This is a genomic window from Amycolatopsis sp. 195334CR (assembly GCF_017309385.1).
In the GTDB taxonomy this organism is placed as follows: Bacteria; Actinomycetota; Actinomycetes; order Mycobacteriales; family Pseudonocardiaceae; genus Amycolatopsis.
Genome location: NZ_JAFJMJ010000002.1, coordinates 1,247,944 through 1,261,930 on the forward strand (window position 1 = coordinate 1,247,944; position 13,987 = coordinate 1,261,930).

Consider the following 13,987-nt stretch of genomic DNA (forward strand, 5'->3'; position numbering starts at 1 on the left):
TCCAGCAGTGAACCTCGCGCAGCCGACCAGTCCGCCCGCCGGTGGTGCCGAGCTCGGTCAGATCGCCATCGCCGGGCTGATGTTCTTCGTCGTCTTCCTGCCGCTCGCCGTTTTTGTGCTGCGCGAGCGGGCGGGCAAGCGCACCGCCGCCGGGCGGCTCGCGGACTGGGCGGCCGGGCTGTCCGGCCTGCCGCGCTGGGCCGCGCTGCCGATGTTCCTCGCCGGGCTGTCCGGGCTCTCGGCGCTGATCGGCGTGTACTGGGACGTGCCGATCCACATGGAACTGGGCCGCGACGAGGGGCCGCTGGCCAACCCGTCGCACTACCCGATCTACTTCGGACTGATGGGCATCTTCGCCAGCGGCGTGCTCAGCGCCGGGCTGGCGAAGGGAAAGCTGCCCGCGCGCACCTTCCCGCTCGGCCCGCACTGGCGGGTGCCGATGGGCAGCGTGCAGATGATGGCCACCGGCCTGGTCGGCGTGGCCGGGTTCCCGCTGGACGACGTGTGGCACCGGCTGTTCGGCCAGGACGTCACCGAATGGGGCCCCACCCACGTGCTGATGATCGGCGGCGGCATCGGCGTGGTGATCGGGCTGCAGCTGCTGCTCGCCGAAGCGCGGCAGGTCGGCGCGAGCGGGCCGCTGGTCCGGCTGCTCGGCCCGCTGCTCGCCGGCGCGTGGATGATGGGCGCCTCGGCGTTCCTGATGGAGTTCGACCTCGGGGTGCCGCAGTTCCCGATGCTCGCGCAGGTGGTGCTGGTCGGCCTGATCGGCGGCTGGACCCTGCTCTACGGGCGGCTGGCCTGGGGGCCGGGCGGCACGCTGATCGTGCTCGCGGTGTTCCTGGTGACGCGGGCGTTGTTCGCGATCATCCCGGCGGTGGACGACCTGCACGTGGCCTCGCTGCTGCCGTACGTGGCCGAGGCCGTGGTGATCGAGGTGGTCGCGCTGCTGGCGGGCCGGGCCGGCGCGCACCGGCTCGCGCTGCTGGCCGGGATCGGCGCGGGCACCGTCGGCATGCTCGGCGAATGGGCCTTCTCGCAGTGGCTGATGCCGAACCCGTGGCCCGCCGCGCACCTGCCGCTGTTCCTCGGGTTCGGGGTGTTCGCCTCGATCGCGGGCTGCCTGATCGGGGCGTGGCAGTACCAGCAGGCGGAGAGCATCGCGGCGCCGGAGGGCCCGGAACCCCGGACGCCGGAGCGGCGGGTGCGGCACGTCGCCGGGCTGGCCGGTGCGCTCGGCGCGGTCGCGCTGATGGCCGTGGTCGTGGTGCCGCAGGACCCGCCGGCGGGGCTGACCGCGGAGGTCGCGCTGAGCGAGTCGACCACCGGGCTGCCGGTGTCCGCCCCGCACGGCGGCGGGGAACCGCGCTGGGTGCACGCCACGGTCACCATCAGCGATCCCGCGCTGGCCTCGGACGCGCTCTGGCTGAACGGCTTCTCCTGGCAGGGCGGCGATTTCTTCTCGAAGCCGCTGGAACAGGTCGGGGAGGGCGTCTACCGCACCGCCGAACCGCTGCCGGTCTACGGCGCGTGGAAGAGCGGGTTCCGGCTGCACACCCCGAACCGCATGCTGGCGCTGGCTCCGGTGTACGCGCCGGACGACCCGGCTGCCAACGCACCGGCGATCGAAGCGGTCTCCGGTCCGCGCCCGTTCATGTCGGAGATCGAGTTCCTGCAACGCGAGCGCAAGAGCGAGACGCCCGCGGTGCTGTGGACGGTCGCCTACGTGGTGGTGGGCCTGATCTTCGGCGGCATGTGGGTGCTGTTCGGCTGGCTGTACACCGCGGGCGCCGGTGTCCGCCCGACCAGGGCGCGGTCTACCGTCTAGGGCATGAAGATCGTCGTCGATGACCTGTCCGGGCCGGAGATCGCCGCGTTCCTCGGCGAGCACCTCGAGGAGATGCGCTCGCTCTCGCCGCTGGAGAGCAAGCACGCGCTGGACCTCGACGATCTCCGGAAGCCGGACGTGACCTTCTGGTCGGTGTACGACGGCACCGAGCTGGTCGGCTGCGGTGCGCTCAAGGCGCTCGACACCGAGCACGCGGAACTGAAGTCGATGCGCACCACCACCGCGCGCAAACGCGGCGGGATCGCGTCGTTCCTGCTGGAGCACGTGCTCGCCGAGGCCCGGCGGATGCGGTTCTCCCGGATCAGCCTGGAAACCGGCTCCGCCGAGTTCTTCCGCCCGGCCCGGCGGCTGTACGAGAAGTTCGGCTTCACCTACTGCGAACCGTTCGCCGGCTACCGGCCGGACCCGCACAGCGCCTTCATGACCAGGACGCTCTGACGCGCCTCAGCCCAGGTTCTTGCGCTGGACGTCCCATTCGGTGGTGCACAGGCCGCAGGCCGGGCCGGTGAACTGCGCGCCGCTGGCCTGGTCGCCCTTGAGCTGCCACTTCAGCCAGTGCCCGCCGACCCGGCCGAACTCGCCGCCGTTCGGCTGGTCGAAGGTGCCGAAGTGGCCGACGTCGAGGTTGCCCATGAACGCGGGCAGCCCGGCGGGCAGCCGCCCCCAGTCATCCATCGCGTTGGGGTAGGCGATGTCGCTGGGGCCGCCGATGAAGTACGCGATCGGCGCGTGCAGCTGCTGCAGCAGGTGGTTCTGGCTGTCGCTGAGCAGGCCGCTGTTCCACAGCACGGTGGTGGTCAGCCGCGGGTCGTCCGCCACCTCGTAGGTCTCGATGCCGCCGCAGGACTGGCCCATCACCGCCACCTTGGTGGTGTCGATCCGGTTGCGGTACTTGCTGCCCAAGCGGGAGTTCTCCTCGATGGCCCAGTCGATCGACTCGGTCAGCATGGCCGAGTCGGTCTGGCCGAAGCCGCCCGGCCTGCCGTTCGCGATCACCAGGAAGCCGTGCGAGGCCCATTCGGTGAGGATGTTCTCGAACCAGGTGCCGTCCGCGCGGCAGGCACCGTTGCCCCAGGCCACGATCGGCAGCTTCACCCCGGCGGGCAGCGTGTCCGGGCGGTAGATGGTGTGGTCGGGCAGCCGGAAGCTGGTCTCGTAGCCGGCCGAGTACGGTCCAGAGCCACCCAGCGCGGACGGTGGTGTGGCGCCCGCGGTGGCGGGCGTGAGCAGGGCGGTGGCCGTGACGAGGATGCCGAGCAGTGCGGTGCGCAGTCGCATGGTCTTCTCCGGTGGTCGGGGGAGTGCGGCCGGGCCGAATTGTCGCGGCCGCACTCCGCGCCCGGCCAGCGAAGCGGCCGCGGACCGGCGAAATTGCCGATGACCGCGGCCGCCTCGTGTCCTCAGTGGACGGTCAGTTCGAGTTCGCCGTCATGGTGAGGTAGCCGACGCCGAGCGAGGCCAGCGATTCGAGCGCGAACTCGGTGAGCGTGTCGACCGTGGTCTTGTTCGCCAGCAGCATCTGGGTCTGCGCGTGCCGCGGCCCTGGCAGCCCCGACTGCTCCCGGTACTCGATCTTGACCGTGGTGCCGCCGGGCGCCTGCACGTCCACCTTGATGTCCTTGTACACCCCGGTCAGCTTCGAGGTGATCTTGGTGGCCAGGTCGTGGGCGATCACCGCGGCGGTGAGCGTCGCCACGATCACCACGATGGTCCTCGGATCGGCGTAGCGCGCGCTGGCCGACGGCGTGGACCACTTCCCGTCCTTGTAGAGGCGGGTCGCGGTGTTCTGCAGCGTCAGGTCGACCTCCACCGCGTTCGATCTGGCCGTGCTGAACATGGTGCTGGTCGCGATGTCCTGCTCGAACCACACCTGCACCGCCTCGACCGGGGTCAGCGTGTCCTGGCCGGACACGATCGGCTGCTCGGCCACGTAGATCGGGGTGGTCGAGGACTTGCCGTTGTAGTCGGTGGAGAAGGCGCACAGGCCGGGGTGGATGGTGCCGTAGTTGTTGATCATGGTGATGCCGGTGGCCGGGCCGCCCGAGGTGGCGTCCCCGAGATAGCCGTTGGTGTCGAGCACGGCCTGGTCGCCGAGGCCGATCGACACCTTGTTGGTGGACACGTTCACCTTCACGTCCCCGGTGAACTGGTTGCTGCCGAACATCTCGTACATCGGCTGCCAGGAGAAGGTGTTGTCGACCAGGTAGTCGATCCCCGACTGCCAGACCACGTTGTAGGTGTTGTTCACCTTCTTCGCGAAGCAGAGCTGGTAGCCGCTCGACTTGAGGGTTTCGAAATCGGCGGGTGCGATCTGGATGTCCACGGACTTGACGTTCCCGTCGGCCATGGTTGCCTCCTTGGTTCGTGCTGCGGGTTTCCGGGGCCGGTGACCCTGGGAGCACAGCTTCCGGACGCGGGGTCTCCGCGCCGTCGCCCGGCCGCGTGCCGCCGGGTCTGCCGAACGTGCCTTCACCCACTGGGCTGGATCGGGACGGGAAAATGACGCTGGGCCATTGGCCTTACCGCGGTCCGCGCGATCCGGCGGAATTGCGCACGCGCAGTGGCGTTACCCACCCGGCGCTCACTTCCGGGTGGTCATCGGTGGGAAGTCAAGCCGGTAAAAGGTGGGGGAAGTGCGGTGCACGTGCAGAAGACAGCGGCGTCCACGCCGGTGGGGGCGGCGGGGAGATGCGCGGAAGACACCCGCGGTGCGATGCTCGTTCGCCGGTGAAGGGCGTCGACGGAAACGAGGCAGGGCGATGGAAGAATGCGTTGCTGACCGGAGAACGGGGCGAAGCCGGGAATCCCTGGCCCATTTGCACCTGCTCGGCCGGTTCGAACTGGTGGTCGATGGCGAACGGGTTTGCCTGCCGAGGGGAGCGCAGCGGTTGCTCGCTTTCCTCGGGATCCGGAACGGGCTGCCGGTGAACCGGACGGCGGCCGCCGAGCAGCTGTGGCCGGAGAGCCGCCGCCAGCGCGCGGCGGCGAACCTGCGGCAGGCGCTGTGGCACGTGCGGCGCTCGACCGACCGGCCGGTGGTGGAGACGGCCACCGAGCACCTGCGGCTGTCGCCGGTGGTGGTGGTCGACCTCTGCCGTTCGCTCGATTCGGCCCACCGCGCGGACCCGGCGGCCGACGAGTGGCTGGCCGGTTCGCTGGCGCGGGACCTGCTGCCGGACTGGGGTGAGGAATGGCTGGTGCCGGAGCGGCAGCGCTGGGAACAGGTGCGGCTGCACACGCTGGAGGCGATCGCCCGCCGCCTGATCACCGCGGGCGCGCACCTGGCCGCGCTGGAGGCCGCGCTGACCGCCATCGCCATCGACCCGGTGCGGGAGAGCGCGCACTGCACGGTGATCGCGGTGCACCTGGCGCAGGGCAACACCGGTTCCGCGCTGCGGCACTACCAGCAGTATCGGGGGCTGCTGCACCGGGAGCTCGGCGTGCTGCCGTCACCCCGCATGACCAAGTTGCTCTCCTCGGCCCACGCCCACCCGGTGACGCTCGGCTAGCCTTGCGGCTCAGGACTCCTTGGTCGTGTCGAACCAGCCGGCGTCGCGCGGGGTGAGGGTGGCGACGGCTTCGTCGTGTAGTTCGGCGATGGCGCTCAGCGCTTCTTCCGCCTGCTTCGCCAGCCACGTGTCGTCGTGGGTGCCAGTGTCCATCTCGGTTCCTTCGCTCATCGGGGTCTCGGTGGCGGGGTGAGTTCGCCGTTGGATTCGGCGAGACGGGTAACGACGGTCTGGCAGTCCGTGCAGTGGGCGACGTGGTCGTCGATGCGGCGGGTGCGATGGCAGGAGAGACCCCCGCGGATCCAGGTACCCATTCGGTGCCGGGACAAACGGCAACCCTGGTCACCCGATTCGGGGACTTGCTCCTGCAGGTACGCCTGCCGCAGCCCTTCGCGGGCCCGTTTGGCGAGCGCGGCCACCCCGTTGGGGGAGATGCCCAGCGCCGAAGCCAGGTCCGCGGCGGACGCCGACTCCACTTCGGTGTGCCAGAGCACCAGCTGCCAGCGTTCCGGCAGCCGCTGGAAGGCGGACCCGGCCAGCTGCGCGTTCCACCGGTGCAGCACGACCTCGTCCAGCCGGGGCGCGGTGGGGTCCGCCCCGCTTTCCGGCACCTCGCCGTACAGCTCGACCCTGGCCAGCCGCCGCTGCCAGGTGATCGCCAGGTGGCGCATGGTGACCAGCAGGTAGGGCCGCAGGTGCTCACGCGGTCCGGCCCCGCCGCGGATGGCCGCGAGCACCCGCGCGAACCCCTCGGCGACCAGTTCGTGCCGTTCCGCCGGACTGCGGTGCCAGCGGCGGGCGAACTGCCGCGCGGCCTCGGCGTGCCGCTCGAACAACAGCCCGTACGCGGGCAGGTCACCGGCACGCACGGCGTCGAGCAGCGCGGCATCGGTCAGCTGGACCGGTTCGGTCAAATCCCCTCGGACAGCACCAGGCAACGCATCGGCCTCCTTCTCCCCAATTCGGCCGGACTCGCGGTAACGAGTACAGAAATGTATCAGGTACACGGTCGTATGAGGTAGTTGACGGACGATAAACTCTGCGTATGCCTTCTTCCGGCCACTCGGGCGGCCACACGGACGGCCGGGCCGCGCGCTGGGCCGGTCAGCGCGAACGCCGTCGCCGGGAGTTCGTCGAAGCCGCGTTGCGGGCGATCAGGGAACGCGGGCCCGACGTGTCCACCGAGCGCATCGCCGAAGAGGCCGGGGTCGCGCGCACCCAGCTGTACAAGCACTTCACCGACGCCACCGACATCCACCGCACGATCGCCCAGCGCGCGGTGGAACTGATCAACGCCGAACTCGCGCCGCTGTGGGAACTGCACGGCTCCCCGGAGCGGATGATCAGCACCGCGGTGGACACGCACATCCGGTGGCTGGCCGAGAACCGCCACCTCTACCGGTACCTGAGCAGGCACTCGCTGTCCGCGCCGGACACCGGGCCCGGCGCGGTCAACGATGTCAGGACCACCATCGGCGAGCACCTCACCGTGGTGTTCGAGCACTACCTGCGGGCGTTCGGCCTGGACACCCGCGTCGCCGAGCCCGCCGCGTTCAGCGTGGTCGGGCTCGTCGACGCCAGCACCGCGCAGTGGCTCCGGTACCCGCGGGGCCTCGAGCACGCCCAGTTCGCCGCGTTGCTTTCACGCTGGGTCTGGAGCATTCTCGACGACGCGCTGCGCGGGGAGGGCATCGAGGTGGACCCGGCGGAGCCGCTGCCGCCGCCGGATCTCACCTTTCCCAGCACGCGCAACGAAATCGGCTAGCGTCCGTCCAACATGGACAAAGAAACGAAGTCGGCCAGTGCCTGCTGTCCGGCGGCGTTGGCGTGCACCCCGTCGCCGTTGTCGTAGGGCGGGTGGATTCCGTTGGGGCGCAACGGGTCCTTGAGCACCTGGTCGAAGTCGACCACGCCGTCGCAGGTGCCGGAGCAGTTGTTCCAGCGCTGGGTGAACGTGCCGACCTCGTGCCGGACCAGGTTCTGCGCGTCGGTGTACCCGGGCCGCGAGGTGATCGGCGTGACGTACACCGCGACACCGGCGTCGCGCAGGCGCTGGAACACCTTCCGGTAGCTGTCCAGGATCGGCCCGGCCGCGCAGCCGAAGGCCAGGTCGTTGGTGCCGTAGTAGTAGATGACCCCGGTGACGCCGTGCAGCGCGAGCACGTCGCGGTCCAGCCGGGTGAGCGCGTCGAGTTCGGCGACCCGGTCCGGGGTGCCGGGGCACTCGGCCGAACTCGTGGTGCCGCTGATGCCGGCGTTGGCGATGGCGACCTGCCGGTGCGCCGGGTGTTCGGCGACCACGCGCCGCGCGAGGTCGTCGGTCCAGCGGCGGTTGGTGCCCAGTTCGGTGCAGCCCGGCCCGCAGTTCGTGCTGCCCACCCCGTCGACCACCGAACTGCCGTAGGCGACGATCGTGCCGCGCAGCGCCCGGTTGCGCACGTCCACCGCGCTGACCAGGTAGGTCGAGGTGACGGTCTCGGTGTACGCCGCGCCGCTGCCGTCCCCGGTGTGGTCACCCGCGCCGGGCGCGGTCAGGTAGTTCTCGCGGAACGCGGACTCGTGCTGCCCGGGAACCGCCGTGCCCGCGACGTACATGCTGATGCTGACGTCGGTGTCCGGCCGGGTGGCCAGCCCGGTTTCGTCGCTCCACAGCTCACCGCCGGGCGGGATGGTCACCGCGGGCTTGCCGCCGAAGGTCAGCGGCCGGGTGCCGGTGACCGACGCGCCCGGCCCGCTCAGCCCCGCGGTGGCGCGGTCGATGGTCAGCGGGGTGGTGCCGAAGGTGTTCTGCACGCGGATCCGCAGTGCGTCACCGCCCTGGCTCAGGTGCGTGACCATGCGGACGGACTGGCCGGTCAGCGCCTTCGGGGCCAGGCTCTGCTGCGACTGCGCCCACGAGGTGAACCACGGGGAGCGCTGCGGTTGCGTGGCGGGCGCCGAGCCCATCAGCAGTCCCGCCAGCACCACCACCGCCGCGGCCAGTGCCGCGAGCTTGCCTGAACGCCTCATCGCGCCCCTCCGGGTTTTCAGTGCGACTCGCGGCTGACCTCCGAGCCGCTGGAACCGAGCAGGAAGTCCAGGTCCGCGCCGGTGTCGGCCTGCAGCACGTGGTCGACGTAGAGCCGCTCCCAGCCGCGGCGCGGGTTGGCGTACGCGGAAACGGTGGCCTCATCGGGTTCGCGGGCCGCGAGGTCCTCTTCGGACACTTCGACGTCGATGCGGCGCGCGGCGACGTCGAGGCTGATCACGTCACCGGTGCGGACGAGCGCGAGCGGGCCACCGGCGGCGGCCTCGGGCGCGACGTGCAGCACGACCGTGCCGTACGCGGTGCCGCTCATCCGCCCGTCGCACACCCGGACCATGTCGCGCACGCCCTGCTCCAGCAGCTTCCGCGGCAGCGGCATGTTGGACACCTCGGGCATGCCGGGATAGCCCTTGGGACCGCACCCGCGCAGCACCAGCACCGAATCGGCGTCCACGTCGAGGTCCGGGTCGTCGATCCGGGCGTGGAAGTCCTCGATGGAGTCGAACACCACCGCCCGGCCGCGGTGGCGCAGCAGCTCCGGGGTGGCGGCGGCGGGCTTGATCAACGCGCCGCCGGGCGCGAGGTTCCCGCGCAGCACGGCGATCCCGCCCTCGGCGACCAGTGGTTCCGCGCGGGTGCGGATCACCTCGGGGTCCCAGATCGGCGCTTCGTCCAAATAGGACACCAGTGGCTCGCCGGTGACGGTGAGCGCGTCCGGGTCGAGCAGGTCGCGCACTTCCCGCAGCACGGCGAGCAGGCCGCCGGCGCGGTGGAAGTCCTCCATCAGGAACCGCCCGGCGGGCAGCAGGTCCACCAGCACCGGCACGGACGAGCCGAGCCGGTCGAAGTCGTCGATGGACACCTCGACGCCGAGTCGCCCGGCGATGGCCAGCAGGTGGACCACCGCGTTGGTGGACCCGCCGATCGCGGCCAGCGCGACGATCGCGTTGCGGAACGAGCCCGCGGTCAGGAAGGTGCTCGGCCGCCGGTCCGCGGCGACCAGGTCGACCACCAGCCGCCCGGTGGTGTGCGCGGCCTCCAGCAGCCTGCTGTCCGGCGCCGGGGTGCCCGCCAGCCCCGGCAGCACCGTGCCCAGCGCCTCGGCGACCAGCGCCATGGTCGACGCGGTGCCCATCGTGTTGCAGTGCCCGCGGCTGCGGATCATCGCCGACTCCGAGCGGGTGAACTGCTCCGGCGCCAGCTTGCCCGCCCTGACCTCCTCCGAGAGCCGCCACACGTCGGTGCCGCAGCCCAGCGGGGTGCCGCGGAAGGTGCCGGTGAGCATCGGCCCGCCGGGCACCACCACCGCGGGCAGATCGACCGACGCGGCGGCCATCAGCAGCGACGGGATGGTCTTGTCGCAGCCGCCGAGCAGCACCACGCCGTCGAGCGGATTGGCGCGCAGCATCTCCTCGGTGGCCATCGCGGCCATGTTGCGCCACAGCATCGCGGTCGGCCGGACCTGCGTCTCGCCCAGCGACACCACGGGCAGTTCCAGCGGGATGCCGCCGGCCTCGTAGATCCCGTTCTTCACCGAGACGGCCACCTCGGACAGGTGGGCGTTGCACGGGGTGAGGTCGGAGGCGGTGTTCGCGATGGCGATCTGCGGACGGCCGAAGGCGTCGCCCGGTGTGCCCCGGCGCATCCACGCCCGGTGGATGTAGGCGTTGCGGTCTTCCCCGTCGTACCACTGCCCGCTGCGCAGACCCGATTCCGGCACGCCCGCCCCGCCTTCCAATAGTCGGTACGGTGTTCTAAAGTTCGGAACGCGATGAACGATACGCAGATGATCGGCGAAGCGAAAGCACCCGACGAGAGCAAGCTCGTCGGTGCCGATCGTGTGCTCGCGGTGCTCAAGGAGCTCGCCAAGTACGCCGACGGGGTGGAGCTGGACGAGCTGACCCGCGTCATCGGCAGCCCGAAACCCACCGTGCACCGCGCGCTCGGCGCGCTGCGCCGCGCCGGGCTGGCCGAGCAGGATCCGCGCGGCCGCTACCTGCTGGGTGACGAGTTCCTGCGGATGGCCTTCGCGCACCACGAGGAGCGGCCGGACCACGTGCGCGTCCAGCCGGTGCTGGAGGCGCTGGCGGAGCGGTTCGGCGAGACCGCGCACTACGCCGTGCTCGACGGGACCGAGGTGGTCTACCGCGCCAAGGTCGATCCGCCCTCCGGTGCCGTCCGGCTCACCTCGACGGTCGGCGGCCGCAACCCGGCGCACGCCACCGCGGTGGGAAAGCTGTTGCTGTCCTACGAACTGGACACCCGGGAGGCGGTCGAAGCGTGGCTCGACGACCGGGTGCCGGCCCGGCCGACCGCCCGGACCCGGTGCACCGCCGCGGAACTGCACGCCGAACTGGTGCTCGCCCGCGAACGCGGTTACGCCGAAGACGACCAGGAGTGCGAGGTCGGCGTCAACTGCCTCGCCGTCCCGGTGCGCGCCACCGCGCCCTCGATGCCCTCCGGTGCGGTGAGCGTCAGCGCGCTCGCCTACCGCACCCCGTTGCCCGTGCTGGCCGACGCCGTCGGGGAGATCCGGCGGCTGCTCGGCCCGCTCGCCTGAACCCCAGGAGAATTCCGTGTACCTCATGCGCATCGGTGAGCCCGGCGCCGAGAAGCCGGTTGTCCGCGTTGACGACGGCCACTACGTCGATCTGTCCGATGTGGCCGGTGACTTCGACGAGAAGTTCTTCGGTGGCGGGGGACTGGGGCGCATCCGGCCGATCGTCGAGGAACGCGTGGCGGCCGGGCGGGTGTCGGCGTTCGCCGGGGAACGCGTCGGCGCGCCGATCGCCCGGCCGCACCAGATCCTGTGCATCGGCCTGAACTACCGGGACCACGCCGCGGAAACCGGGCAGGCCGTGCCCGACGAGCCGATCCTGTTCACCAAGTCGCCCAACACCCTCGTCGGCCCGGACGACGACGTGCGCATCCCGCGGGGTTCGACCAAACCGGACTGGGAGGTCGAACTCGGCATCGTCATCGGCCGACGGACGTCCTATTTGGACTCCGTGGCCGACGCCCGCGCGGCGATCGCCGGCTACCTGGTGGTCAACGACGTCAGCGAGCGCGCGTTCCAGATGGAGCGCGGCGGCCAATGGGCCAAAGGGAAGTCCGCCGAGACCTTCAACCCCGCCGGACCGTGGCTGGTCACCCCGGACGAGATCGACGACGTGCTCGCGCTCGACCTGTGGCTGGACGTGAACGGGCAGCGGCGGCAGACCGGCAACACCCGGACGATGATCTTCGACCCGTACTTCATCGTGCACCACCTGAGCCAGTTCATGGTGCTGGAGCCGGGGGACCTGATCAACACCGGCACCCCGCCGGGCGTGGGCATGGGTTTCCGGCCGCCGGTGTGGCTGCGGCCCGGTGACGTGGTGGAACTGGGCATCGACGGACTGGGGCGCCAGCGGCAGCACGTGCTCGCGCCCCGGTGATGCGGGCCTTCGTGCTCACCGGGCCGGGGGCGTACGAGGTGCGGGAAGTGCCCGCGCCGCAGGCGGTTCCGGGTGAGGTGGTGGTCGAGGTCGAGCGCGCCGGGGTGTGCGGCACCGACGTCGAGTTCTTCACCGGTGAGATGGCCTACCTGCACCAGGGGCATTCCTCGTACCCGATGCGCCTCGGCCACGAATGGGCGGGCACGGTGGCGGAGATCGGGGACGGGGTCGACCCCGGCTGGCTCGGCCGCCGGGTGATGGGCGACACCATGCTCGGCGACCGCACCTGCCGCCGGTGCTGTCGCGGACGGCAGCACGTGTGCGAACAACGGCAGGAGGTCGGCATCCGCGACGGTCGCCCCGGTGCGCTGGCCGAGCGGATCGCCGTGCCCGCGTGGTCCCTGCACGCGCTGCCGGATCCGGTCGACGCGGTGCTCGGGGCGCTGGTGGAACCGGGCGGCAACGCGCTGCGGGCGGCACGGGCCACCGAGGCCGGGCCCGGCGACCGCGTGCTGGTCATGGGGCCGGGCACGATCGGGCTGCTGGTGGCGATGTTCCTGCGGGCCGCGGGCGCCGAGGTGCATCTGCTGGGCACCACCGCGTCGTCGCTCGACTTCGCGCGCGGCCTCGGTTTCGAGCGGGCCTGGGCGGAGGTGCCGGACCTGCCGTTCGACGCGGTCGTCGACGCGGCCAACGCCGAGCACCTGCCCGCGCTGGCACTGGACCGCGTCGAGCCCGGCGGCCGGATCGTCTACATCGGAATCGCCGGGCGGCCCAGCCGGATCGACACGCGGGCGCTGGTGCTCAAGGACGTCACCGCGGTCGGCATCCTGTCGGCGTCACCGGGACTGGCCGACACCATCGCCGCCTACGCCGAGGGCGGGGTCGACCCGCGCCCGCTGGTCGCGGCCACCGTCGGCCTCGACGAGGTCGGCGCGGTGCTGGCCGGGGGCTACCCCGGGCCGAAGGTGCAGGTGGACCCTAGGGCGCGCGCAGGGTGAGCAGGGTGATTTCGCTGGGCGCGAACACCCGCAGCGGCGGTCCCCAGAAGCCCGCGCCCCGGCTGGTGTAGAGCTGCGTCGTGCCGTGCTGGGACAGGCCGTGGAGCACGGGCTGGTCGGTGCGGACGAGGTAGTGGAACGGCCAGATCTGGCCGCCGTGGGTGTGCCCGGCGAGCTGGAGGTCGACCTGGTTCGCCGTCTCGGCGATCTGCTTGGGCTGGTGGGCCAGCAGCAGGATCGGCACGTCGCCGGGCGAGCCGTCCAGCGCCCGGTCCAGTTCGGCGCCGTGCCCGTCGAGGCCGGAGGCGCGGGCGGTGGCGTCGTCGATCCCGGCCACGATCAGCCGGTGCCCGCCGCGTTCGACCACGATGTGCCGGTTGTGCAGCGAGTCCCAGCCGAGCGAGGTCATGTGGTCGAGCCAGGCCTGCGCCTCGCCGAAGTACTCGTGGTTGCCGGTCGAGTACACCCGCGCCAGCGGCGCGGTGATGGTGCCCAGCGGCGCGACCTGCGCGCGGCGCTGCTCGACCGTTCCGTCGGCGATGTCGCCCGCGTGCGCGACGATGTCCGGGCGCAGCGCGTTCACCGCGGCGGCCGTGCGCTCGGACCACCGGCGCCGGTCGATCGGGCCGAAGTGGGTGTCGGTCAGCAGGGCGACGGTGGTGCCGTCGAGGCCGGAGCCGAGCCGGGGCAGGGTCACCTCGACGCGGCGGATCCGCGGCACGCGCATCGCTTCGCGGACCCCGTACCCGACCAGCGCGAGGCCGACCACGAGCACCAGGACGGCGATGATCCGCGACCGCTGCGGCTCGGGCACGCCGAGCAGCGCGACCCTGAGCACCAGGCTGAGCACCGACCACGCGAAGAACACCCAGACGACGCCGAGGGTGGTGTCCGCCACCAGCGCCGCCCGGTCGTTGCCGCGCGCGTGCCCGAGGAACATCAGCACCGGGAAGGCGACCACGGCGATTCCGAACAGGACGGTCCCGGCCACCACCACGGGCGACGGCCAGGGCAGCACCAGTGTGGCCCACGGCACGCCGAACAACAGCAGCAGGGCGAGCACCACCACACCGGCGAACACCCCGGGCCGCCGCCCCCGCCGCTCCCGGGGCCGCCTCGGCTGCTGAGTCTGCGTCATTCCTCCAAGTTACCCGCGCGTTCCTGAG

At 71.6% G+C, this 13,987-nt stretch carries 14 protein-coding genes; 7 read left to right on the top strand and 7 right to left on the bottom strand.

The features are described from left to right. Positions 1-7 precede the first annotated feature (7 nt). Both JYK18_RS28845 and JYK18_RS28850 read left to right on the top strand, forming a co-directional pair. Positions 8-1,828: a hypothetical protein gene (locus JYK18_RS28845; protein ID WP_206806584.1), complete on the top strand. Its 1,821-nt coding sequence runs from the start codon at positions 8-10 to the stop codon at positions 1,826-1,828. Positions 1,829-1,831: 3 nt separating this feature from the next. Then, on the top strand, positions 1,832-2,287 hold the full coding sequence (locus JYK18_RS28850) for a GNAT family N-acetyltransferase (RefSeq protein ID WP_206806585.1): 456 nt from the start codon (positions 1,832-1,834) through the stop codon (positions 2,285-2,287). Positions 2,288-2,293: 6 nt separating this feature from the next. On the opposite strand, the gene JYK18_RS28855 is transcribed toward JYK18_RS28850, so the two are convergent. Both JYK18_RS28855 and JYK18_RS28860 read right to left on the bottom strand, forming a co-directional pair. After that, positions 2,294-3,127 carry an alpha/beta hydrolase gene (locus tag JYK18_RS28855; RefSeq protein WP_206806586.1) on the bottom strand — a complete coding sequence of 278 codons (834 nt, stop codon included), beginning with the start codon at positions 3,125-3,127 and terminating at the stop codon, positions 2,294-2,296. 133 nt (positions 3,128-3,260) lie between these two features. Next, on the bottom strand, positions 3,261-4,196 hold the full coding sequence (locus JYK18_RS28860; RefSeq protein WP_206806587.1) for a hypothetical protein: 936 nt from the start codon (positions 4,194-4,196) through the stop codon (positions 3,261-3,263). A gap of 469 nt (positions 4,197-4,665) precedes the next feature. On the opposite strand from JYK18_RS28860, the gene JYK18_RS28865 reads away from it, so the two are divergent. Then, complete coding sequence (locus JYK18_RS28865; protein ID WP_206806588.1) at positions 4,666-5,358, top strand: BTAD domain-containing putative transcriptional regulator; 693 nt, start codon at positions 4,666-4,668, stop codon at positions 5,356-5,358. Between the two features lie 9 nt (positions 5,359-5,367). Here JYK18_RS28865 and JYK18_RS28870 read toward each other — a convergent pair whose 3' ends face one another. Next, a complete protein-coding gene (locus JYK18_RS28870) occupies positions 5,368-5,511 on the bottom strand; it encodes a hypothetical protein (protein WP_206806589.1) in 144 nt (47 codons plus the stop codon). Between the two features lie 14 nt (positions 5,512-5,525). Further along, the gene (locus JYK18_RS28875) at positions 5,526-6,272 is read right to left on the bottom strand and encodes an RNA polymerase sigma factor (RefSeq protein ID WP_206806590.1); all 747 of its coding nucleotides are present in this window, start codon (positions 6,270-6,272) and stop codon (positions 5,526-5,528) included. 131 nt (positions 6,273-6,403) lie between these two features. On the opposite strand from JYK18_RS28875, the gene JYK18_RS28880 reads away from it, so the two are divergent. Then, positions 6,404-7,123, top strand: coding sequence for a TetR/AcrR family transcriptional regulator (locus tag JYK18_RS28880; protein WP_206806591.1), 720 nt, complete (start codon positions 6,404-6,406; stop codon positions 7,121-7,123). On the opposite strand, the gene JYK18_RS28885 is transcribed toward JYK18_RS28880, so the two are convergent. Next, positions 7,120-8,367 (bottom strand): GDSL-type esterase/lipase family protein, encoded by a 1,248-nt coding sequence (locus tag JYK18_RS28885; protein WP_206806592.1) that lies wholly within the window; start codon positions 8,365-8,367, stop codon positions 7,120-7,122. The genes JYK18_RS28880 and JYK18_RS28885 overlap by 4 nt on opposite strands. Positions 8,368-8,384: 17 nt before the next feature. After that, positions 8,385-10,103, bottom strand: coding sequence for an IlvD/Edd family dehydratase (locus tag JYK18_RS28890; RefSeq protein WP_307796110.1), 1,719 nt, complete (start codon positions 10,101-10,103; stop codon positions 8,385-8,387). A 51-nt stretch (positions 10,104-10,154) separates the two neighbouring features. Here JYK18_RS28890 and JYK18_RS28895 point away from each other — a divergent pair, with 51 nt between their 5' ends. The 3 genes from JYK18_RS28895 to JYK18_RS28905 are packed head-to-tail and all read left to right on the top strand — an operon-like array spanning position 10,155 to position 12,821. Further along, the gene (locus JYK18_RS28895) at positions 10,155-10,943 is read left to right on the top strand and encodes an IclR family transcriptional regulator (RefSeq protein WP_206806593.1); all 789 of its coding nucleotides are present in this window, start codon (positions 10,155-10,157) and stop codon (positions 10,941-10,943) included. A 16-nt stretch (positions 10,944-10,959) separates the two neighbouring features. Then, positions 10,960-11,820, top strand: a complete 861-nt coding sequence (locus tag JYK18_RS28900) for a fumarylacetoacetate hydrolase family protein (protein WP_206806594.1) — start codon at positions 10,960-10,962, stop codon at positions 11,818-11,820. Next, positions 11,820-12,821, top strand: coding sequence for a zinc-binding dehydrogenase (locus JYK18_RS28905; RefSeq protein WP_206806595.1), 1,002 nt, complete (start codon positions 11,820-11,822; stop codon positions 12,819-12,821). Before JYK18_RS28900 ends, JYK18_RS28905 begins: the two co-directional genes overlap by 1 nt. On the opposite strand, the gene JYK18_RS28910 is transcribed toward JYK18_RS28905, so the two are convergent. Further along, positions 12,802-13,959 carry a metallophosphoesterase gene (locus JYK18_RS28910; protein WP_206806596.1) on the bottom strand — a complete coding sequence of 386 codons (1,158 nt, stop codon included), beginning with the start codon at positions 13,957-13,959 and terminating at the stop codon, positions 12,802-12,804. The genes JYK18_RS28905 and JYK18_RS28910 overlap by 20 nt on opposite strands. Positions 13,960-13,987 lie beyond the last annotated feature (28 nt).

Bases quoted from the DNA above. Each gene is read 5' to 3' on its own strand.
- JYK18_RS28880 (WP_206806591.1), top strand. From the start codon at position 6,404: ATGCCTTCTTCCGGCCACTCGGGCGGCCACACGGACGGCCGGGCCGCG.
- JYK18_RS28855 (WP_206806586.1), bottom strand. From the start codon at position 3,127: ATGCGACTGCGCACCGCACTGCTCGGCATCCTCGTCACGGCCACCGCC.
- JYK18_RS28850 (WP_206806585.1), top strand. From the start codon at position 1,832: ATGAAGATCGTCGTCGATGACCTGTCCGGGCCGGAGATCGCCGCGTTC.
- JYK18_RS28870 (WP_206806589.1), bottom strand. From the start codon at position 5,511: ATGGACACTGGCACCCACGACGACACGTGGCTGGCGAAGCAGGCGGAA.
- JYK18_RS28910 (WP_206806596.1), bottom strand. From the start codon at position 13,959: ATGACGCAGACTCAGCAGCCGAGGCGGCCCCGGGAGCGGCGGGGGCGG.
- JYK18_RS28905 (WP_206806595.1), top strand. From the start codon at position 11,820: ATGCGGGCCTTCGTGCTCACCGGGCCGGGGGCGTACGAGGTGCGGGAA.
- JYK18_RS28885 (WP_206806592.1), bottom strand. From the start codon at position 8,367: ATGAGGCGTTCAGGCAAGCTCGCGGCACTGGCCGCGGCGGTGGTGGTG.
- JYK18_RS28860 (WP_206806587.1), bottom strand. From the start codon at position 4,196: ATGGCCGACGGGAACGTCAAGTCCGTGGACATCCAGATCGCACCCGCC.
- JYK18_RS28895 (WP_206806593.1), top strand. From the start codon at position 10,155: ATGAACGATACGCAGATGATCGGCGAAGCGAAAGCACCCGACGAGAGC.